The sequence below is a fragment of the Ruegeria sp. F11 genome, from assembly GCF_056533855.1.
Window position 1 is genome coordinate 92,807 of sequence record NZ_JBQFOW010000006.1, and the last position, 18,890, is coordinate 111,696.

The 18,890-nt window shown below is 58.9% G+C and carries 21 protein-coding genes and 1 pseudogene; 18 read left to right on the forward strand and 4 right to left on the reverse strand.

The window, feature by feature from the left end; genetic code table 11:
* The first annotated feature begins 34 nt into the window (after positions 1–34).
* From ACR0NJ_RS09515 to ACR0NJ_RS09570, 12 genes are all read left to right on the forward strand, one after another.
* On the forward strand, positions 35–772 hold the full coding sequence (locus ACR0NJ_RS09515) for a GntR family transcriptional regulator (protein WP_480816891.1): 738 nt from the start codon (positions 35–37) through the stop codon (positions 770–772).
* Between the two features lie 3 nt (positions 773–775).
* Complete coding sequence (locus ACR0NJ_RS09520) at positions 776–1,204, forward strand: RbsD/FucU family protein (protein WP_480816892.1); 429 nt, start codon at positions 776–778, stop codon at positions 1,202–1,204.
* Entirely contained in the window at positions 1,201–2,031 is an 831-nt protein-coding gene (locus ACR0NJ_RS09525) for an amidohydrolase family protein (protein WP_480816893.1), read from the forward strand. The genes ACR0NJ_RS09520 and ACR0NJ_RS09525 overlap by 4 nt, the downstream gene beginning before the upstream one ends.
* 208 nt (positions 2,032–2,239) lie before the next feature.
* Positions 2,240–2,761: a hypothetical protein gene (locus tag ACR0NJ_RS09530; protein ID WP_480816894.1), complete on the forward strand. Its 522-nt coding sequence runs from the start codon at positions 2,240–2,242 to the stop codon at positions 2,759–2,761.
* Positions 2,762–2,927: 166 nt separating this feature from the next.
* Entirely contained in the window at positions 2,928–3,956 is a 1,029-nt protein-coding gene (locus ACR0NJ_RS09535) for a zinc-binding dehydrogenase (RefSeq protein ID WP_480816895.1), read from the forward strand.
* Between the two features lie 76 nt (positions 3,957–4,032).
* Positions 4,033–4,908 carry a branched-chain amino acid ABC transporter permease gene (locus ACR0NJ_RS09540; RefSeq protein WP_480816896.1) on the forward strand — a complete coding sequence of 292 codons (876 nt, stop codon included), beginning with the start codon at positions 4,033–4,035 and terminating at the stop codon, positions 4,906–4,908.
* A 3-nt stretch (positions 4,909–4,911) separates the two neighbouring features.
* Positions 4,912–6,009 (forward strand): branched-chain amino acid ABC transporter permease, encoded by a 1,098-nt coding sequence (locus ACR0NJ_RS09545; RefSeq protein WP_480816897.1) that lies wholly within the window; start codon positions 4,912–4,914, stop codon positions 6,007–6,009.
* A complete protein-coding gene (locus ACR0NJ_RS09550; protein WP_480816898.1) occupies positions 6,006–6,770 on the forward strand; it encodes an ABC transporter ATP-binding protein in 765 nt (254 codons plus the stop codon). The genes ACR0NJ_RS09545 and ACR0NJ_RS09550 overlap by 4 nt, the downstream gene beginning before the upstream one ends.
* The gene (locus ACR0NJ_RS09555; protein WP_480816899.1) at positions 6,767–7,540 is read left to right on the forward strand and encodes an ABC transporter ATP-binding protein; all 774 of its coding nucleotides are present in this window, start codon (positions 6,767–6,769) and stop codon (positions 7,538–7,540) included. Before ACR0NJ_RS09550 ends, ACR0NJ_RS09555 begins: the two co-directional genes overlap by 4 nt.
* 5 nt (positions 7,541–7,545) lie before the next feature.
* Positions 7,546–9,432, forward strand: coding sequence for an AMP-dependent synthetase/ligase (locus ACR0NJ_RS09560; protein WP_480816900.1), 1,887 nt, complete (start codon positions 7,546–7,548; stop codon positions 9,430–9,432).
* A gap of 26 nt (positions 9,433–9,458) precedes the next feature.
* Positions 9,459–9,926, forward strand: a complete 468-nt coding sequence (locus tag ACR0NJ_RS09565; protein ID WP_480816901.1) for a hypothetical protein — start codon at positions 9,459–9,461, stop codon at positions 9,924–9,926.
* Positions 9,910–11,070, forward strand: coding sequence for an ABC transporter substrate-binding protein (locus tag ACR0NJ_RS09570; protein ID WP_480816902.1), 1,161 nt, complete (start codon positions 9,910–9,912; stop codon positions 11,068–11,070). The genes ACR0NJ_RS09565 and ACR0NJ_RS09570 overlap by 17 nt, the downstream gene beginning before the upstream one ends.
* Before the next feature lie 57 nt (positions 11,071–11,127).
* Here ACR0NJ_RS09570 and rpsI read toward each other — a convergent pair whose 3' ends face one another.
* The gene (gene rpsI / locus ACR0NJ_RS09575) at positions 11,128–11,613 is read right to left on the reverse strand and encodes a 30S ribosomal protein S9 (protein WP_010440030.1); all 486 of its coding nucleotides are present in this window, start codon (positions 11,611–11,613) and stop codon (positions 11,128–11,130) included.
* Positions 11,614–11,619: 6 nt separating this feature from the next.
* The gene (rplM, locus tag ACR0NJ_RS09580; RefSeq protein WP_170354147.1) at positions 11,620–12,078 is read right to left on the reverse strand and encodes a 50S ribosomal protein L13; all 459 of its coding nucleotides are present in this window, start codon (positions 12,076–12,078) and stop codon (positions 11,620–11,622) included.
* A gap of 242 nt (positions 12,079–12,320) precedes the next feature.
* Between rplM and ACR0NJ_RS09585 the strand changes: the two genes are divergently transcribed.
* Complete coding sequence (locus ACR0NJ_RS09585; protein ID WP_480816903.1) at positions 12,321–12,686, forward strand: nuclear transport factor 2 family protein; 366 nt, start codon at positions 12,321–12,323, stop codon at positions 12,684–12,686.
* A gap of 3 nt (positions 12,687–12,689) precedes the next feature.
* Here ACR0NJ_RS09585 and ACR0NJ_RS09590 read toward each other — a convergent pair whose 3' ends face one another.
* Positions 12,690–14,093, reverse strand: coding sequence for an aminotransferase-like domain-containing protein (locus ACR0NJ_RS09590; RefSeq protein ID WP_480816904.1), 1,404 nt, complete (start codon positions 14,091–14,093; stop codon positions 12,690–12,692).
* 98 nt (positions 14,094–14,191) lie between these two features.
* Here ACR0NJ_RS09590 and ACR0NJ_RS09595 point away from each other — a divergent pair, with 98 nt between their 5' ends.
* Positions 14,192–14,419, forward strand: coding sequence for a DUF1127 domain-containing protein (locus ACR0NJ_RS09595; RefSeq protein ID WP_480816905.1), 228 nt, complete (start codon positions 14,192–14,194; stop codon positions 14,417–14,419).
* Between the two features lie 60 nt (positions 14,420–14,479).
* Here the strand turns inward: ACR0NJ_RS09595 and ACR0NJ_RS09600 are convergent, their stop codons facing one another.
* Positions 14,480–14,923, reverse strand: a complete 444-nt coding sequence (locus ACR0NJ_RS09600; RefSeq protein WP_480816906.1) for a PaaI family thioesterase — start codon at positions 14,921–14,923, stop codon at positions 14,480–14,482.
* Positions 14,924–14,972: 49 nt separating this feature from the next.
* On the opposite strand from ACR0NJ_RS09600, the pseudogene ACR0NJ_RS09605 reads away from it, so the two are divergent.
* The 4 genes and pseudogenes from ACR0NJ_RS09605 to gluQRS all read left to right on the forward strand — a co-directional run.
* Positions 14,973–15,767: pseudogene (locus ACR0NJ_RS09605) on the forward strand (enoyl-CoA hydratase); the annotation flags it as partial.
* 260 nt (positions 15,768–16,027) lie between these two features.
* Complete coding sequence (trmFO, locus tag ACR0NJ_RS09610; protein ID WP_480816907.1) at positions 16,028–17,368, forward strand: methylenetetrahydrofolate--tRNA-(uracil(54)-C(5))-methyltransferase (FADH(2)-oxidizing) TrmFO; 1,341 nt, start codon at positions 16,028–16,030, stop codon at positions 17,366–17,368.
* Positions 17,369–17,405: 37 nt separating this feature from the next.
* Complete coding sequence (locus tag ACR0NJ_RS09615) at positions 17,406–18,020, forward strand: class I SAM-dependent DNA methyltransferase (protein ID WP_480816908.1); 615 nt, start codon at positions 17,406–17,408, stop codon at positions 18,018–18,020.
* Complete coding sequence (gene gluQRS / locus ACR0NJ_RS09620; protein WP_480816909.1) at positions 18,017–18,889, forward strand: tRNA glutamyl-Q(34) synthetase GluQRS; 873 nt, start codon at positions 18,017–18,019, stop codon at positions 18,887–18,889. Before ACR0NJ_RS09615 ends, gluQRS begins: the two co-directional genes overlap by 4 nt.
* Position 18,890: the final 1 nt, after the last annotated feature.

The window sequence follows — 18,890 nt, forward strand, 5'->3', positions numbered from 1 at the left end:
TCAACTAACATGTTAGAATGGTAAGTCATGAGACATGAACAAGCCTCGCGACATTGATGCATCGGTTCTACCCGCCATATCGACCATCGAGGGGTCGCTGGCACAGAGGGTATATCTGTCTGTTAAACAGGCGATTTTGGACCTCGACTTCCCACCCGGATCGAACCTGCGAAAAGCGCCCATTTGCGAGCGTTTGGGGGTGTCGCGCGCGCCTGTTGCCGAGGCGATTGCGCGCCTTGCAGCCGAAGGTCTGGTGGATGTCGTACCACAATCAGGGACGCGGGTCTCTTACTTCTCGATGACCGAAATCCGCGAAGGCGCGTTCCTGCGCGAGGCGCTGGAACTGGCCGCCGTTGCCAAAGTGTCGCGTGATATGACCGAAGAGCAGCGCAAGAAACTCAGCCGCAATATGAGATTCCAGGAATTGTTGGTCGAGGACGACGACATTCCCGGCTTCTTTCGTGCGGATGAAGAATTTCATGCGCTGTTGATGGAGTTCACGGGAATCCTCAAGCTGCCTGAAGTGACGGAAACCGTTTCCCTGCAGGTCAACCGTGCGCGGATGTTGCTTTTGCCGTCACGGGACCGCATCATCGAAACGCTCACCGAACACCGGACGATTTTAGAAGCGATCAGTAACCGCGACGAGCAAAGGGCGCAGGACGCCATGCGCCACCATCTGGGTCAGCTGATGCCCCGAATTGAGATGCTGCGGCAGGAAAAGCCCGAGCTGTTCAACGCCGCATCCCGGCCTGTGCAAGAAGTAGGATAGAAAATGCTGCGCAATCTTGACCCACTGCTTTCCCCGGACCTGCTGCACGCGTTACGCGCGATGGGACACGGGGATGAAATCGTCATCGCAGATGCGAATTTCCCGGGTTCCAGCATCGGCCCGGCCTGTATTCGGGCCGATGGGTCCTCGGCCAGTGATATCCTGCGCGCGGTGCTGTCCGTCATGCCGCTGGACAGTTTTGTCCCTGACCCCGCACTGACAATGCAGGTGGTCGGAGACCCGCAAACCGTCCCAGAAGCCGTGGCCGATTTTCAACGCATTATCGACAGTGTCGCCGATAACCCGGTTCAAATTCAGGGGCTGGAACGCTTCGACTTCTATGACCGCGCCGCCCGCGGTTTTGCCGTTGTCCAAACAGGTGAGCGCAGGCTCTATGGCAATATCATCCTGAAAAAAGGCGTTGTTGCATGAGGATCGACGGACATCAGCATTTCTGGTCCCTGGCGCGCGGAGACTATGGCTGGCTGACGCCGGACCTCGCGCCGCTATACCGCGATTTTCTGCCCGTTGACCTGGAGCCAATGTTGCATGCGTCGGGAATAGACGGAACCATTCTGGTTCAGGCCGCGCCAACGGTGGCTGAGACCGAGTATATGCTGTCCTTGGCCGACAGCAATGCGTTCATCAAAGGCGTCGTCGGCTGGGTCGATTTCGAAGCCGCTGATGCGCCCGCACAGATCGTAGCTCTGACCGCGCATTCGGCATTTGTTGGTCTGCGCCCGATGATCCAGAATATCGAAGATCCGCTTTGGATGTTGGGTGACGCTTTGACCCCGGCTATGGAGGCGGTGCAAAAGCACAATCTGACCTTCGATGCGCTGACCCTGCCCCGGCATCTTGCCCCGTTACACCAACTGCTGGAACGTCATCCGAAGATGCGCGTTGTCATCGACCATGGGTCGAAGCCGCTGATCCGAGACGGTGTGATCGAAGGCTGGGCCGAAGACATGACCGCGCTGGCCCGCGACACGGATGCTTGGTGCAAGCTGTCCGGTCTTGTCACCGAAGCCGCGCCGGAATGGACGGTCGATGACCTGCGCCCCTATGTCGAGCATCTGCTGAACACCTTTGGCCCGTCGCGCCTGATCTGGGGCAGCGACTGGCCGGTCAGCACGCTGGCCAGCAGCTATGAGCGTTGGCTCGACACAACCGATGTGCTTCTTACCGGTTTGACCGGCGCAGAACGACAGGCGGTTCTGGGCGGCAACGCCGCGCGGGCCTATAACCTGCGGGACTGATCGCGGCCTGCCGCTTGTCAGGCAATGTGACAGATTTAAGGGCCGTGCCCCACATAACGGACCCCGTGCGCGCGATCTCGCCGTGCACGTTATGCGCGATCAGCGTGGCTTGGCTCATTCCCCGGATTTGACGCGAAACAGTGGGAAGTCCCCTATGCGCAGGGCTAACTTCGAACCATCTCTGCGACACATTCCATAGGAGGCACCCATGTCGCGTATTCTTCTTATTGCCGTCATCGCCGTAATCGGCATTGGCGGATATTACGTCCTGAACAAGCCCGAGCCGACACCGTCCGAGCAGTTGCAATCCGCTGCGGAAGATGCCGGTGAGGCCGTCAACGAAGCCGCCTCGGCCGCGCAGGAAGCGGCGACCGAAGCGCTGAATTCGGCCACTGATCAGGCCAGCGAAGCGGCATCGTCCCTGACCGAGCAAGCGGCCGAGGCGGCCTCATCCCTTGCGGATCAGGCGTCAGATGCGGCCACGCAGGCGGGCGACGAAGTGGCCTCGCTGGCGGGTCAGGGTCAGGAATTGCTCAATACCTGGGTTCAGGAGGGTATGCTTACCGCGCAGCAATTCGACTATGACGCGATGGTTGCATCGGTGCAGGACAGCGCCCTGACGCAGGACATCAAAACGCAGGTAATCCAGATTCTGGACGACATCAAAGCAGCGCCCGAGACGGCCCTGACCAAACTGCAGGATCTGCAGAACCTGATGACCCAACAATAAAAACCCGGCGGGGCCGCATCCAGCGCGGCCCTGCCCACCCGCGTGCCGTCACGTCAGGGCGCGGTGCGATTGACGCCCGACCCTTTGTTTGTTTGGCTTGCCCTCAATCCCGCAGCGATGTGTACTTCTTGCACCTCGCTGCAGTAAATTCTCTGAGGACCTTCCCATGACAACCCTGCCCGCATCCATGTTTGCGACCGTTCTGAAACATGACGGTTATTCCGGTTCCGCCACCGGACCCGCGATCGAAAACGCGGGCGACTGGTTGGCCGAAGCCGAACTGCCCGTTCCGCAACCCGGCCCCGGACAGGTGTTGATCCGGATGCGCATGGCCTCGGTCAACCCGTCGGATTTGCACTTTATCAAGGGCGAATACGGGCAGCCTCGGGTCAAGGGTGCTCCTGCCGGATTCGAAGGCTGCGGCGACGTGGTCGCGACCGGTGAAGGCGCCGAAGGTCTGCAAGGGCAGCGCGTTGCCTTTGTTGCCGCAGGTTCGGGCGCTTGGGCTGAATATGTTGTGACGCAAATGCAGACCTGTATCCCGCTGCGCCCCGATATCTCGGACGAGGATGGCGCGGCGCAGATCGTGAACCCTTTGACCGCGATGGCGATGGTCGATATCGCCAAGCAGGAAGGTGAGGCTTTTGTGGTTTCCGCCGCGACCAGCCAGTTGGGCAAGCTGATGTGTAGCCTTGGGCGTGATCTGGGCCTGAAACCCATCGCGCTGGTGCGCCGGGCCGAGGCCGTGGATAACTTGAAACATCTCGGCGCGGCTGAGGTGCTGGTCACAATCGACCCTAATGTGGCACAGAAATTTGCCGACCTCAGCGCCAGCCTGAAACCGCGCGTGTTTCTGGATGCCGTCATGGATCAGCTATCGGAAAAGATATTCACTGCCATGCCCAACCGCGCGCGCTGGGTCTGTTACGGCAAGCTGAGCAATGAGTCCCCCACCCTGACCCAAACCGGCCAACTGATCTTTATGGGCAAGCAGATCGAAGGGTTCTGGCTGACCAACTGGATGATGTCCACGCGGCCCGCCGATCAGATGCGCGTGGTTGCCGAAGTACAGGCCCGTTTTGCCGACGGGCGCTGGAAAACCGATGTGTCGGCGCGGCTTACCCTGAAAGAACTGGTGCCAAATCTGGCTGAAGCGCTGAAAAAGAGTGACGGCAAGGTGATGATCACGCCATAGTAGAACCAAACCCGCCAACAACAAGAATACTGCGGGTGGTTCAGAGACTGGGCAAACCGGCACGGGGGAGGTGAATTTGGACAACGCGCAGCTGCTGATCAGCGGGCTGGCGAATGGCTGTGTATACGGCCTGATCGCGCTGGGGTTCGTGTTGATCTACAAAGCGACCGAGGCGGTGAATTTCGCACAAGGCGATTTCATGATGCTGGGGGCCTTTGTTACGATCGGGCTGACCAACACCGAATATATGGGGCTGCCCTTCTGGCTGGCGCTGCCGATCTCGCTGGGGATCATGGGCGCGCTGGGGTATCTGCTGGACCGCCTGATCATCCGCCGACTGTTTGGCGAAAGTCAGACCGCCGTTGTCATCCTGACCATCGCTTTGGGCTTCGTGATCCGCTTTTTTGCGGGGCTGATCTGGGGGCATGAGCCCCAGACCCTGCAAAATCCGCTGGCTGGGAAAGAGGTGCGCTTTGGCGGGCTGGTCTTGGGGATGGAGGATGTGGCCGTCATTATCGTCACCGTCCTGCTGACCTGGGGCCTGTATGTCTTTTTCAGCAAAACCAAGTTGGGGCTGGCCATGCAGGGTGCCTCGCAAAACCAGTTGGCCGCCTATTACATGGGTATCCCGGTTAAACGGGTGCAAGGTTTCATCTGGGCTCTGGCCGGTGTTGTGGCAGGGATCGCGGGCATTCTGTTCGCTGCGAAAGGCTCGGTTGATCCCACCACCGGCCTGCTGGGCATCAAGGCCTTCGCCGCCGCCGTGATCGGAGGGTTCGGCAGCCTGCCCGGCGCACTGGCAGGCGGGCTGATCGTCGGCATCATTGAACCCTTCGCCAGTCGATACATCGCGGCCGGGTACAGCCAGATCGCACCTTATGCCTTGCTGCTGGCGGTTCTGATCTTCCGCCCCAACGGGCTGTTCAGTCAGGTCCGGCTGAAAAAGGTCTGACGGATGCGCATCGTTTTCAAAACCGACTACATGCAGGATATTCGGCCGTGGAAGGACCGCTATCAGCTTGGCCTCTACCTGATCCTGCTACTGGTCGTTTTCGCCGCGCCGTGGTTGCTGGACGACTTCTATCTGGGCGAACTAACCAACGTTCTGATCTGGACCATCGCCGGTCTGGGGCTGATGATCCTGACCGGGCATACGGGTCAGGTCAGCCTTGGCCACGCCGCGTTTCTGGCCTTTGGGTGCTATGCCAATGTGAACCTGATCGAGGCGGGTGTACCGTTCCTGCTCGCCTTTCCACTGGCCGGTTTACTGACCGGAATTGCCGGGGTTACAGTGTCCATCCCTGCCCTGCGACTGCACGGTATCTATCTGGCCATTTTCACCATGGCGCTGTCGATCCTGATGGATGACGTGATCGTTCTGGCGGAACCCCTGACCGGGGGCGTTTCCGGTAAGTATCTGGGCGGGGTCGAGATTTTCGGACATCTCGTCGACCGCTGGGCGACCCCCAACGAATTCTACTGGCTGGTTCTGACCGTCGCGGTGATTGTGACGCTGGGTTACATCAACCTGTTGCGCGCGCCCTTGGGGCGCAGCTTCATCGCCGTGCGTGACTCAGAGGTCTCGGCGCAGGCGATGGGGGTCGATATCGCCAAAACCAAGATGATCTCGTTTGCCCTCTCCTGCGCCGTAACCGGCTGGGCCGGGGCGCTCATGGGCATGTTCGCGGGGGCCTTCAACAACGAGACCTTCAATGTCCTGATCTCGATCCAGTTGCTGATGATGATCGTGATCGGAGGGCTCGGCTCGATCCACGGCGCGTTTCTTGGGGCTATCGTGATCGGCTTTCTGCCGCAGTTCCTGTCGATTTCCAAAGAATATGTGGGGGCCGTGTTCGGTGGCAACACCGTCGCCGTCCCGGGGCTGGAATTCGGCATCTTCGGCATGATCCTGATCGCCTTCATCCTGTTCGAGCCGATGGGCATGTATGGCCGCTGGCTGAAAATCCGCACTTGGTTCGAACTGTTCCCCTTCTACCGAAAGGACATGTTCAAACGGCAGAAATCCTACCTCAAGACGGAGCGTCTGAGATGAGCCTGCTTGAGTTCGAAGGCGTCACGCTGAAATTCGGCGGGGTAACTGCGGTCGATAACTTGTCGTTCGAGGTGGAGGAAGGCGAGGTCTTCGCTATAGTCGGCCCGAACGGCGCAGGAAAATCCACGGTATTCAACCTGATTTCCCGGTTCTACGAACCCAATGCGGGGGCTATCCGGTTCGATGGGCACGATCTGCTGCAGGTCAAGGCATCGGGCGTTGCAGCTTACGGCGTCGCGCGGACGTTCCAGAACATCGAACTGTTCGAACATGCCACCGTCCTGCAAAACCTGCTGGTCGGGCGGCATCGGCACCGCAAGACGAACCTGATCTCAGAAATTCTGTTCACCCCCTCCGCCCGGCGTCAGGAGTTGGAGAACCGCGAAAAGGTCGAAGAAATCATCGACTTTCTGGACCTGCAGGCGTTTCGCGACAAGATGATCTCGGGCCTGCCCTACGGCGTCCGCAAAGTGGTCGAGGTTGCGCGGGCGCTGGCGACCGATCCCAAGCTGCTGTTGCTGGACGAACCGGCCTCGGGCCTGTCGGTCGAGGAAACCACCGATATGCGCTGGTGGATCGACGACATCCGGCGGCAGATGGGGATCACCGTGTTGATGGTCGAACATGACATGGGGTTGGTGTCGGGCGTGTCAGACCGGGTGCTTGCCATGGCCGATGGGGCCAGACTGGCGCTTGGCACCCCTACCAAGGTGCAATCGCACCCGGCTGTGGTCGAGGCCTATTTAGGCAAAGCGTCATGACCGAACCGATCCTGAAAATCCGCAACATCGAAAGCTTCTACGGGCCGATCATGGCGATCCGGGGCGTTTCGCTGGACGTCTCGCAGGGGCAGATCGTTTCGATCCTTGGGGCAAACGGTGCCGGAAAAACGACGCTGATGAAAACGGTGTCGGGCGTGATGGACCCGGAAAAGGGCACAATCACGTTTGACGGGAAGGACATTCAGGGGTCCGAGCCCCACAAGGTTGTTCAACAAGGCATCGTGCACGTCCCGGAAGGGCGCGAGGTGTTCCCACTGCTGACCGTGAACGAAAACCTCAGCCTCGGGGCCTATACGGTGGCGGATAAATCGCGGATTGAGCAGGATCGCGAGATGGTGTTCAGCTATTTCCCGGTCCTGAAAGACCGCCGCATGCAAGAGGCCGGCACCTTGTCCGGCGGTCAACAGCAGATGCTGGCCATCGGGCGCGGACTTATGGCGAATCCGAAGATCATGCTGCTGGACGAACCCTCGCTTGGCCTCTCGCCGCTGCTGGTGCAAGAGATTTTCGGTATTCTCAAACGCCTGAACGACGAGCAGAATATGACCATGATGCTGGTCGAACAGAACGCCCACGCTGCGCTGGAACTGGCCCATCATGGCTACGTGATGGAGGTCGGGCGCATCGTGATGGACGGGGCCGCAAATGACCTGCTGCAATCCGAGGACATCCGGAATTTCTATCTGGGTGTTCAGGAAGAAGGCGCGCGGGAAAACCGCCGCTGGAAACGCAAAAAGACCTGGAGGTGAGCCGAATGGACGCAAGCCCCCTGCCCCCTCAGATCAACATCAACGGCGTTCAGTTCAACGCAACCCCCGGGCAGCGCCCGCTGCGGGTGGATGGGTGCACCACCATAGCCGAGCTGTTCCAAAGCCGCTGCGCGGAGTTGGGCGACCGGACGGCGCATCGCGAAAAGAACCTCGGGATATGGAAATCCTATTCCTGGACCGATTACTGGCAGCACGCCAAGTGGATCGGCCTCGCGCTGCTCAAACTTGGCCTGCAGCGCGGTGAGGTCGTTTCGATCCTGTCCGAGGATCGCAAGGAATGGGCCTGGTTCGACATGGGCATCCAAGGCGTCGGCGGCATTTCCTCGGGCGTTTACACCACGGATTCGGCCAGTCAGTTGAAATACCTGATCAACGACAGCGACAGCCGGTTCCTGATCGTCGAAGACGAAGAACATCTGGACAAATTTCTTGAGATTGAGGACGAGGTTCCCGGCCTGCTCAAGGTCATCATCCTGGAAGACGAAGGCCTGCACGACCTGAACCATCCGCGGTGCATGATGATCGGCGACCTCTACGCGCTTGGAAAACAGGCCGAAGCCGAAAACCCGGGCCGGTTCGAGGCCGAGATCGCGCTGGCAAAACCGCAGGATACCGCGTTGCTGGTCTACACCTCGGGCACAACGGGTCAGCCCAAGGGCGCGATGCTGAGCCATGAGAACATTCTCGCTGCCATAGAATCCGGGGCTCGGTCCCTGCCCGCGCTGGCCAGCGACGAGCAGCTGTGTTTCCTGCCGCTGTGCCACATCCTCGAACGCGATGTGTCGATCTATTTCCCTCTTGCCGCGCGGTGCACCGTAAATTTCGCCGAAAGCCCGGAAACCGTGTTCGCGAACCTGCAAGAGGTCTCACCCACCACATTCACCGCTGTTCCGCGCGTTTGGGAGAAGATCTACGCCCATGTCCAAATCCTGACGCAGGATGCGACTGGGTTTGGGCGCTTGGCCTTTGGGCTGGCGCTGAAAGCTGGGTTTGCGCGGGCGGAATACCTGAATGTCGGGAAACCGGTCCCCGCTTTGGTCGCGGCGCGGTTCTGGGTCTGGGACCATCTGGTTCTACGAAACCTGCGGCGGATGCTCGGCATGGACAAAATGCGCCGCGGCGGCTCGGGGGCCGCTCCGATTTCGGTGGACTTGCTGAAATGGTTTTGGGCCATTGGCGTTCCTCTGGTCGAAGGGTTCGGGATGACCGAAACGGCGGGGCTGGCCACGCTTAACACCACTGAAGACAACCGGGTCGGGTCCGTTGGCAAAGCCGTGGCGGGAACGGATATCCGTATCTCGGAGGACGATGAAATCCAACTGAAAGGGCTGAACATCTTTCAGGGCTACTGGCGCAACAACGCCAAAACCGCCGAGACCTTCACGCCCGACGGATGGCTGCGCACCGGCGATATGGGCTGCATCGACGAGGATGGATTCGTCACCATAACCGGTCGAATGAAAGACATCATCATCACCGCAGGCGGCAAGAACATCACCCCATCCGAGATCGAAAGCCGCCTGAAGTTCAGCCATTACATCTCGGACGCGGTGATCATAGGTGACCAGCGTAAGTACCTGACCGCCCTGATCATGATTGATCAGGAGAATGTCGAGAAATTCGCGCAGGACCGGAAAATCCCCTTTTCCAACTTCGCGTCTCTATGCGCGGCCCCGGAAATCAATGGACTTGTCGGGGCCGAGGTCGATGCGGTGAACGCAGAATTCGCACGGGTCGAGCAGATCAAGGATTTCCGGCTAATCAACGTCCTGCTGACCGCCGAGGATGACGAACTGACGGCGACAATGAAACTGAAACGCGGGTTGGTGGAAAAGAAACACGGACATCTCGTTGAAGAGATGTACAATTAGACAACAAAGTCACCGGAGGTAGATGTTTGAGAAAAATAAAGTTTGACTGGATTTGGGTCATTCTGGCCGCCAGTGTCGCCATGATTATTTGGCAAATCATGCTTGGCCACGCTGTGGTGGCTGCGGTGTTCTCAGCGTCGTGTGCAAGCGTCGCAACCACACTGCTGAACCGCCGAACATGGAATATTGACGATGAAACTGCAAAACAGGGCTGGGTAGAGTTTTGGGGGCGCGGTTATGGTGAGGAACTCTCAGATGCACGCGTTGCCCTTTGGGCGTGCCTTTTCGCGGCGTCGGTCTTTCTGCTTCTCATTTTTCGACATGCATATGGGCAAATCATGGTGCCTGGTTCGCCGCAAAAGGCCTGGGACTTCGGGATTTTTCCGTTCGCTCCAACATTTTTCTTCGCAGTCTGCACAATTCTCGCAGTCTTTTATTGGCAAAAAACTCGCAAAATTCAAAACAGGGAGGAGAAATATGAGCACGGTGATTAAACGTCTGGCAGTCGCTTCCGCTTTGACCGCGTCCGCCACGCTCGGATGGGCAGAAACCCAAGGCGTGACCGACGATGAGATCGTGATTGGGTCTGTCAACGACCTGAGCGGTATTTTCGCCGCCGTGGGCGTTCCGGCCACCAAGGGTGCGAATGTGGTTTTTGACCGCGTCAACGCTGAAGGCGGCGTGCACGGCCGTAAGATCCGCTTTGTGGTCGAAGATAACGGCTACCAGATGCCGCGCGCGATGCAGGGCTATAACAAGCTGCTGAACCGCGACAAGGTGTTTGCCATGATGCAGTCGCTGGGCACGCCGATGAACCTTGCCGGGTTCAAGCTGCTGGACCCGAAGGGCATTCCGAATGTTGCCCCTCTGACCGCAGCGCGGCAGATGCTTCAGGAGCCGATGAAGAACAAGTTCACCTCGTTCTCGACCTACTATGATCAGGCGCGGATCGGAGTGAAATATCTGAACGGTGAGTTCGGGTCGCAAACCGTCTGCACCATGTATCTGCCCACCGATTTCGGTGAAGAAATCCTTGAAGGCAGCAAGGCTGGGGCCGAAGAGGCTGGGATCACCTTTGGCGCTGAGACCACGCACAAACCGGACGAAACCGATTTTGTCGGCTCTCTGAGCAAGCTCAAGGAAGAAGGCTGCGATATCGTCACGATGGCCCTCGGTGTGCGCCAAGCGATCACCGTGGTTGGGACGGCCAAGAAAATGGGGTTGGAGGACATGAAATTCCTTGGCACCTCGGCCAGCTTCCTGACCGTGGTGGCGCAGGTGCCCGGAGGCGTGACGGATGGTTTCTACGCTGCCGCCTCATGGCTGGACCTTTGGGCGCGTGCTGAGGAGCCCGCTCCGGCTGCGTTCATTGCAGAGTACAAAGCGGCCACGGGCGAAGACCCGGTTGGATTCTCGATGCTGGGCTATTCCGCCGCCGAGATGATGGTCAAAGCGTTGGAAGCGGCGGGCCCCGATCTGACCCATGACAGCTTCATCGCCGCCATGGAGACGCTGGACTACACCGACGAGTTGGTCGGCAACCATATCACCTATGGGCCGGACGACCACCAAGGCGCGGATACCGTGTTCGTCAGCGTCGTGGACAACGGAGCCTGGAGACTGGTCTACGAAGAGTAAACCAAAGAAAAAGGGCTCGCATTTGCGAGCCCTTTCCCATTCGGTTGTCCGCAGCGATTAACGCTTCGAGAACTGGAACGAACGACGCGCTTTGCGCTTACCGTATTTCTTACGTTCCACAACGCGGCTGTCGCGGGTCAGGAAGCCAGCGGCTTTCAGAGCGCCACGCAAGTTCGGATCGTACAGCTGCAGCGCTTTCGAGATGCCGTGCTTGACTGCACCGGCCTGACCGGTCAGGCCACCGCCTTTGACGGTTGCAACAACGTCGAACTCACCTTCCACACCGGCAACCTGGAACGGTTGACGCAGGATCAGTTGCAGAACCGGACGAGCGAAGTACTTGTCCTGATCTTTGCCATTCACGGTGACCTTGCCGGAACCCGGCTTGATCCAAACGCGGGCAACAGCGTCTTTACGCTTGCCGGTGGCGTAGGAACGGCCCAGTTCGTCACGCACGGGTTCACGCACGATGACTTCTTCGGCCACGGTTTCAACGCCTGCGACGGCGCTCAGCTCTTCGAGAGTATTGATCTGATCAGCCATCGGTCATTAGCTCCGGGTGTTTTTCTTGTTCATGGACTTCACGTCCAGAACTTCGGGCGCTTGCGCCTCATGGGGATGCTCGGCACCGGCGTAAACGCGCAGGTTGGTCATCTGCTTGCGCGCCAGACGGTTGCCCGGCAGCATGCGCTTGACCGCCTGGGTCACGACGCGTTCGGGGTGTGCACCCTCGAGGATTTGCTGCTTGGTGCGCGATTTGATGCCGCCCGGGTGGCCAGTGTGCCAGTAGAAGTTTTCTTCGCGCTTCTTGCCGGTCATCTGGATTTTGTCAGCGTTGATCACGATGACATTGTCGCCCATGTCCATGTTGGGGGTGAACGACGCTTTGTGCTTGCCACGCAGACGCATGGCGACGATCGAAGCAAGACGGCCCAGAACAACGCCCTCGGCGTCGATCAGGATCCATTTCTTGTCGATGTCTGCAGGTGTTGCAGAAAAGGTTTTCATGGCAGGATAGTCCTGTTTGATGTGAAAGACCGCCCCAAAGGCGGAGCGGCCCGAATTCGATGGAGCGTATTTAGAGGGGCTGTGTTTTCGCGTCAATACACGTGAATATATTTTTTTTGTTTAATTACAAAAGTTTAAAAAGTAGGTATTATTTTACCCCAATCTGTAGCGCCCCGAATTACCCGAGATGCCCCCCCCCAATGGTATAGTCACCGCAGGATTTCGGAATAAGGAGCGTTTCTATGCAGGAATTGCAGCAAACCATCGCGGATTACGGCGCGGCATGGCAGGAAACGGATGGCGACAAAAGGCTTGGGCTTTTACGGCGTTGCTTTGAAGAGGATGGCCGCTATGTCGATCCCACGGCCGATGTGGCCGGGCTGGAGAACCTGTCGGCTCATATCGGAGAAGTTCTGGCCTCCGCCGACGGGCGCGTTGACATCACAAGCCAGCCTAGCGTGCATCATGATGTTGTTCACTTCACCTGGCATATGGTGGATGCGAACGGGGCCGAAATGGTCTCGGGTCATGATTTCATCAGGTTGAGTGCATCCGGCAAGATCGCTCATCTGGCTGGGTTCTTCGGCAACCCCGCACCCTTAGGCTGAGGTCTAAACGCTGATCTGTTCCGGCGGGGTGTCCAGCAGCGCCCGCAATCGCTGCATCGCATCTTCGAACCGTTCAAGTGAGACATGGCCGTTCATCGCAATGCGCACGGCATTTGGCGCACGACCGTCGCGCAGGGCGAATTCGTCGGCGGACCTGAGTTGTATCCCCTCCCGTTCCGCTGCGCGGCTGAACGCGGCGGCGCGCCAGCCCGACGGCAGGTTAAGCCAGACAAAGGGCACATCCGGAGCCCAGTTCAGATCGAACCCGCCCAGAGCGTTGACGGTGACCCGGACGTATTCGCTCATCTTGGCGCGCACATCTCGGGCGATCTTTGGGGTGCGGGGATCGGACAGCATCAAGCGGGTCAGTTCGGCCAAGGGCTGCGCCAGCCCGAAATACCCGTATTCCGCCGACCGTCGCAGGTCCACGCTGCGCTCACGTGGCGCAATCGCAAAGCCCACACGCAACGCGGGCGTAAGGGTTTTCGAGATCGACGACACGTGCCATCCCCGCTCGGGCGCCAAAGCGCGATAGCTGGGTTCGCGGGCATCGCCCATGCGATAGCAATCGTCTTCAATGATCTGCACATCAAAACGCCGCGCGACTTCGACAACTTCTTTCCGGCGCTCCAGCGGCGAATGCGATCCGGTCGGGTTCTGAACCTCGGGCGAGACGCAAACGGCCTGCGCAGGTGTCTGGCGCAGGACATGTTCCATGGCCTTTGGGTCGATACCCCATTTGTCCATTTTCACGCCAACAACTTCAGCCCGCATCAGTTCGCCCGCCCGCCGGAACCCGGCATAAGACAGGTCCTCGACCAGAACGATCGGCTTCGGACCGCGCAGGATCGTCTGAAACACTAAGCACAGCCCGTTTTGACCGCCATGGGTCAAAACGATGTCGTCATGGGACAAAGGCCCCAGCGGAAGGTCCGACAGCCAATCGACCACGGTTTGCCGCATTGGTTTGTAGGCGTCGCGGGTCGGGTAATTCAAAAACAGCCCCGGATCAGATTGCGACACTTTCTGCAGGCATTCGCGAATCAAGGCCACCTGCCCCACATCCGCAAGGCGCGGGCTGAACAGGCTGACGTTGGCGTTGTACTTGTCATCACGCAGATGCAATTGCCGGGCCCAGACATCGTCCAGAATGGGCGATTTTGGCGGGGCGACAAATGTACCACGCCCGACCTCGGCATGTAGCAGGCCCTCATCCGTCAGAATCGTATAAGCCCGGGCGACGGTACCCGGCGTGATTTGTAACCGATACGCAAGTTCCCGCACCGGAGGTAGCTTGGTTCCGATCTCCAGCAGTTTGTTATCTATGGCTTTTCGGATCGTGTCAGCGACCAGAGTATACTTCGGACCCTTTGATTTCGGCAGCGCCTCTGGCCAAATTGTATCCATTACAATTCTTCCTTTGATTCCGACACAATTTCGAATGTATCAAAATATGTACCGGACATTTATCATTTGTGTCAATACAATTTGAAAGGAATACCCAGATGACACGCACAATGCACAACCCCGCCCTTATGCTGCTGAACGACAGTCCCCGGCTGCCGCTGATCGCTGCGCTGGCCGTGCGGTTTGCGGCGGTCGTCACGCAATGGGAGCGCCGTCGGCGCAGCCGCATTAACCTGAGTTACCTCGACGATAGGCTGCTGAAAGATGTCGGGATCACCCCGCATCAAGCCCGGCGCGAAACGAAGCGTTACTTTTGGATGAACTAACGATCCCCAGTCCCATTTTTGGGACCTCTTCCTGGGCCGGGGCTTGTCCCCGGCCATTTTTTATCCAAAATTGGCAGCTGCAGACCCGGCGGGCGGGATCGAATAGGTCATGCTGGCCCGCGCAACCGGGTCGTCGGACCCTTCCGAGAACAGCAGAACGTCCCCGACGGCCAGTGTGCGGCCGAGTTTCAGCAACCGGCATGTGGCGATCATGTCTGCGCCGCCTTTAGGTTTGCGCAGAAAGTCCAGGGAACTGCTGGTCGTAACCGCCAGTGACTGGCGGCCCTTGCGCGCCAGTACCATCGCGTAGACACACACATCCGCCAGACCGAACATCGAGGGGCCGGACACGGTTCCTCCGGGCCGTAAATGGCGGTCCGCTACCCTAAGGCGCATGGTGATTGTGTCCTCGGTCAAATCCTCAATGACGAAGTCTTTGTGAACCTGCGGAAATACCTGCCCCAGGTATTGTGACAGTTCGTCCTTGTTCATCGCCAACGCCATGCTTCCCCTCCTTCTCTTCCCGCCCTAGAGTTGGCCCAAACGCCAGCGGGAGGGCAAGATGGCAATTTTGGAACGTAACGACACCGGCGCGGTTGCGCATCTGCAGATGAACGCGCCGGACCGGCTGAATGCCCTCAGCGATGAGATGCTGGCCGCACTGCAGGACGAATTCGACGCGCTGCGCGCAGACAGTTCCATCCGCGCGGTTATCCTTTCGGGGGCGGGCAAGGCGTTTTGTGCGGGGCATGACCTGAAGCAAATGACCGCCGGACGGCAATCCGAGGACGGCGGCAAAGCGTATTTTCAGGACCTGTTTGCGCGCTGCACCAAAATGATGATGTCGATCCAGTCCCTGCCCCAACCGGTAATCGCCCAGGTGCACGGAATTGCCACGGCAGCCGGGTGCCAGTTGGTCGCTACCTGCGATCTGGCGGTTGCCGCAGAAGGTACCCGCTTTGGCGTGAACGGCGTGAATATCGGCCTGTTCTGTTCGACGCCCATGGTGGCGCTCAGCCGAAATATCCCACGCAAACAGGCGTTCGAGATGCTGACAACAGGCGACTTCATCTCGGCCGAACGCGCGGCGGAACTTGGGCTGATCAACCGCGTTGTGCCCGAAATGCTGCTGGAACACGACACCAATACGCTTGCTGCACAGATTGCCGAGAAGCTTGCGGTCGCAGTAAAAATCGGAAAACAAGCATTTTATCAGCAGCTTGATATGCCCGTAGAACAGGCCTATGCCCACACGGGTGAGGTAATGGCACAGAATATGTTGCACCGCGATACTGAAGAAGGCATTTCCGCCTTTATTGAGAAACGTCCGCCCAATTGGACCCAATAACGCAATTGTTTTGTACGTTTTTTGCCACTGTCGTCATTTTTTCACTTTTCAAACAGGCGGCACTGTGGCAAATCTAGGTCGAAGCTAGGGCTTCAAGCACTCTTATGGGTCGTCGTGGGCGGAAGGTCCCTCCAGCTGGTCTCTCTCACCGGCGTTAACATCCCCGCAGCGGCGACCCCAAGAACCCCCATCAAATAAGCATTGATTTATGCGGCGTAGTCCAGTTGCGTTGACCTGTGCTGTGTCCTATGTGGCACCCCATGACACAGGAATTGCATATCGTGGGCGGCGGCATGGCCGGGTCCGAGGCCGCATGGCAGGCCGCTGAGATGGGCGTGGATGTCGTCATCCACGAAATGCGTCCCAAAGTGGGCACCTTTGCGCACCAGACCGGTAATCTGGCCGAGATGGTCTGCTCGAACTCGTTCCGCTCGGACGATGACGAACAGAACGCCGTTGGATTGCTGCATTGGGAAATGCGCGCGGCGAATGGGTTGATCATGACCACCGCCGATACGCATCGCCTGCCCGCCGGCGGCGCGTTGGCCGTTGACCGCGATCCGTTTGCCGAGGACGTGACGGCCAGGCTGCGCGCTCATCCCCGCGTCTCGGTCACGGGGGAAGAGGTCACATCCCTGCCCTACGACGGCCATTGGATATTCGCCACCGGCCCCCTGACCTCTCCGGCGTTGGGCGAGGCGATCCGCGCCGAAACCGGAACCGACTCGCTGGCCTTTTTCGACGCCATTGCCCCCATCGTCTATGCTGACAGCATCGACATGAGCAAAGCGTGGATGCAGTCACGATACGACAAGGGCGAGACCGAGGAAGAACGCACCGCCTATCTGAACTGCCCCATGGATCGCGACCAGTACGAGGCATTCATCAACGCCCTGCTCGCCGCAGACAAGACCGAGTTTCACGAGGGCGAGACGGCTGGGTATTTCGACGGTTGCTTGCCAATCGAAGTGATGTCGGAACGCGGGCGGGAAACCCTGCGCCACGGGCCGATGAAACCGGTGGGTCTGACCAATCCGCATCAACCGGACGTCAAACCGCATGCGGTGGTTCAGCTACGGCGCGATAACGCGTTGGGCACCTTGTTCAATATCGTCGGTTTTCAGACCAAGATGAAATACGGGGCTCAGACCGAGGTGTTCCGGATGATCCCCGGACTGGAAGACGCCAGTTTCGCCCGGCTGGGAGGTATTCACCGCAACACGTTCATCAACTCGCCCACTCTGCTGGACGCGCAGATGCGCTTGAAATCCAAACCGAATATCCGCTTTGCGGGGCAGATCACTGGGGTCGAAGGCTATGTCGAAAGCGCAGCTATGGGTCTTTTGGCGGGTCGTCTGGCTGCAGCCGAGATTTTGGGGCGCGCACTACCGGAGGTCCCGCAGGACAGCGCCATGGGTGCGTTGATCCACCACATCACCGGCGGGGCCGAGGCGAAAACTTTTCAGCCGATGAACGTGAACTTCGGCCTGTTCCGCCCTGTGGACGGACTGAAAGGCGGGCGTCGGGGCCGCAAGGACCGTTACAAGGCCTATACGGACCGGGCAAAAGCAGAATGGACCGATTGGCTCGCGAAATGCTGACTGGACGTGTTTCAGCGGGGCAGCGTAACATGCAGGCATGAGCGACGAGTTTTTCAAGAACACCTACGACCTTGAATCCCCCGAGGACACGCGCGAGCACTACCAGAAATGGGCCGCGTCCTATGAAAATGAGGTGGCCGAGCAAGGCTATGTGACCCCGGGCCGCGTAGCGCAGGCGCTTTGGGCCAAAATGCCTGAAGCGCAAACGCCGATCCTGGACTACGGCTGCGGAACGGGCCTGTCGGGTCTGGCGCTGCGCGCCGCCGGGTTCGAGGTTATCGACGGTATGGACCCCACCCCCAATATGCTTGAGGCTGCGGCAGCCAAAGGCGTCTACCGCACCCTGACCGGTTTTGAAATCACCGATCCCGAGCCGCTAAAACAGGACGCCTACAACGTGATCACGGCGATTGGTGTTGTTGGCGCGGGTGCTGCGCCGCCGGAAACCTTTGATTTGTTGATGCGCGCGTTGCCAGTCGGAGGGATTCTGGCGTTTTCCTTTAATGATCATACGCTTGCTGATCGTTCCTATACCTCACGTCTGAACGACTGGCTGGATATGGGGGCCGCCCGTTTATTGTTCCGCGAACATGGGCCGCATCTGCCGGGCATGAATATGAACTCTGATGTGTACATACTAGAAAAGACGTGACTTTTATCACCAGGTTCGCGCCGTCGCCAACTGGCCCACTCCATCTGGGTCATGCCTATTCTGCACTTTTGGCCAGCGATATGGCGATGGCCGAAGGCAGAGAGTTCCTGTTAAGGATCGAGGATATCGACCAGTCCCGCGCACGCCAGCAGTGGGAAGATCAGATCTATGATGACCTTGCGTGGTTAGGTCTGCGCTGGCCCAAGCCCGTGATGCGCCAGTCCCAACGGTTGCAAGCCTATGAACAAGCGCTGGACAAGCTTTGGCAGCTTGAGCTTCTATATCCCTGTTTTTGCAACCGAAAAGACATCGTCGCCGCCGCGAACGCGCCGCAGGAAGGCGCGCCGATGCACGGGCCGGATGGTATCATCTATCCCGGTACTTGCCGGTTTCGGTTTCAGTATGATCTTCGTTCACCGCAGCCCACAGACCAGCCCCTGAGGCTGGATATCGCCAAGGCCGCGCGTTTGGTGTCGCGTGACTCCAGTGGGTTTCAAGAACACGGCACAGGCCCGAACGGCGAAACCGGCAGGATCACCTTCTCGCCCGAAGAACTGGAGACCACGATCGGAGACGTCGTGCTGTCCCGCCGGGGCATGGGCACCTCCTACCACCTGTCCGTGGTGATCGACGACGCCGCGCAAGGCATCACCCACGTTGTGCGCGGGCAAGATCTGTTTGAGGCCACGCGCATTCACGTGCTGCTGCAGGCCCTACTCGGCCTTCAGACGCCCGAGTATGTCCACCATCGACTGATCCGAGATGATGCTGGCAAACGCCTGGCAAAGCGGGACGATGCCCGCGCCATTTCGAAATACCGCGCCGGAGGGGCAACGCCGCAGGACATCCGTGCGATGGTCGGCCTCTGAC

What these genes read in the sequence shown, in the direction of transcription:
- ACR0NJ_RS09515 (WP_480816891.1), top strand. Translation starts at nt 35, where the DNA reads ATGAACAAGCCTCGCGACATTGATGCATCGGTTCTACCCGCCATATCG.
- ACR0NJ_RS09520 (WP_480816892.1), top strand. Translation starts at nt 776, where the DNA reads ATGCTGCGCAATCTTGACCCACTGCTTTCCCCGGACCTGCTGCACGCG.
- ACR0NJ_RS09525 (WP_480816893.1), top strand. Translation starts at nt 1,201, where the DNA reads ATGAGGATCGACGGACATCAGCATTTCTGGTCCCTGGCGCGCGGAGAC.
- ACR0NJ_RS09530 (WP_480816894.1), top strand. Translation starts at nt 2,240, where the DNA reads ATGTCGCGTATTCTTCTTATTGCCGTCATCGCCGTAATCGGCATTGGC.
- ACR0NJ_RS09535 (WP_480816895.1), top strand. Translation starts at nt 2,928, where the DNA reads ATGACAACCCTGCCCGCATCCATGTTTGCGACCGTTCTGAAACATGAC.
- ACR0NJ_RS09545 (WP_480816897.1), top strand. Translation starts at nt 4,912, where the DNA reads ATGCGCATCGTTTTCAAAACCGACTACATGCAGGATATTCGGCCGTGG.
- ACR0NJ_RS09550 (WP_480816898.1), top strand. Translation starts at nt 6,006, where the DNA reads ATGAGCCTGCTTGAGTTCGAAGGCGTCACGCTGAAATTCGGCGGGGTA.
- ACR0NJ_RS09555 (WP_480816899.1), top strand. Translation starts at nt 6,767, where the DNA reads ATGACCGAACCGATCCTGAAAATCCGCAACATCGAAAGCTTCTACGGG.
- ACR0NJ_RS09560 (WP_480816900.1), top strand. Translation starts at nt 7,546, where the DNA reads ATGGACGCAAGCCCCCTGCCCCCTCAGATCAACATCAACGGCGTTCAG.
- ACR0NJ_RS09570 (WP_480816902.1), top strand. Translation starts at nt 9,910, where the DNA reads ATGAGCACGGTGATTAAACGTCTGGCAGTCGCTTCCGCTTTGACCGCG.
- rpsI (WP_010440030.1), bottom strand. Translation starts at nt 11,613, where the DNA reads ATGGCTGATCAGATCAATACTCTCGAAGAGCTGAGCGCCGTCGCAGGC.
- rplM (WP_170354147.1), bottom strand. Translation starts at nt 12,078, where the DNA reads ATGAAAACCTTTTCTGCAACACCTGCAGACATCGACAAGAAATGGATC.
- ACR0NJ_RS09585 (WP_480816903.1), top strand. Translation starts at nt 12,321, where the DNA reads ATGCAGGAATTGCAGCAAACCATCGCGGATTACGGCGCGGCATGGCAG.
- ACR0NJ_RS09590 (WP_480816904.1), bottom strand. Translation starts at nt 14,093, where the DNA reads ATGGATACAATTTGGCCAGAGGCGCTGCCGAAATCAAAGGGTCCGAAG.
- ACR0NJ_RS09595 (WP_480816905.1), top strand. Translation starts at nt 14,192, where the DNA reads ATGACACGCACAATGCACAACCCCGCCCTTATGCTGCTGAACGACAGT.
- ACR0NJ_RS09600 (WP_480816906.1), bottom strand. Translation starts at nt 14,923, where the DNA reads ATGGCGTTGGCGATGAACAAGGACGAACTGTCACAATACCTGGGGCAG.
- trmFO (WP_480816907.1), top strand. Translation starts at nt 16,028, where the DNA reads ATGACACAGGAATTGCATATCGTGGGCGGCGGCATGGCCGGGTCCGAG.
- ACR0NJ_RS09615 (WP_480816908.1), top strand. Translation starts at nt 17,406, where the DNA reads ATGAGCGACGAGTTTTTCAAGAACACCTACGACCTTGAATCCCCCGAG.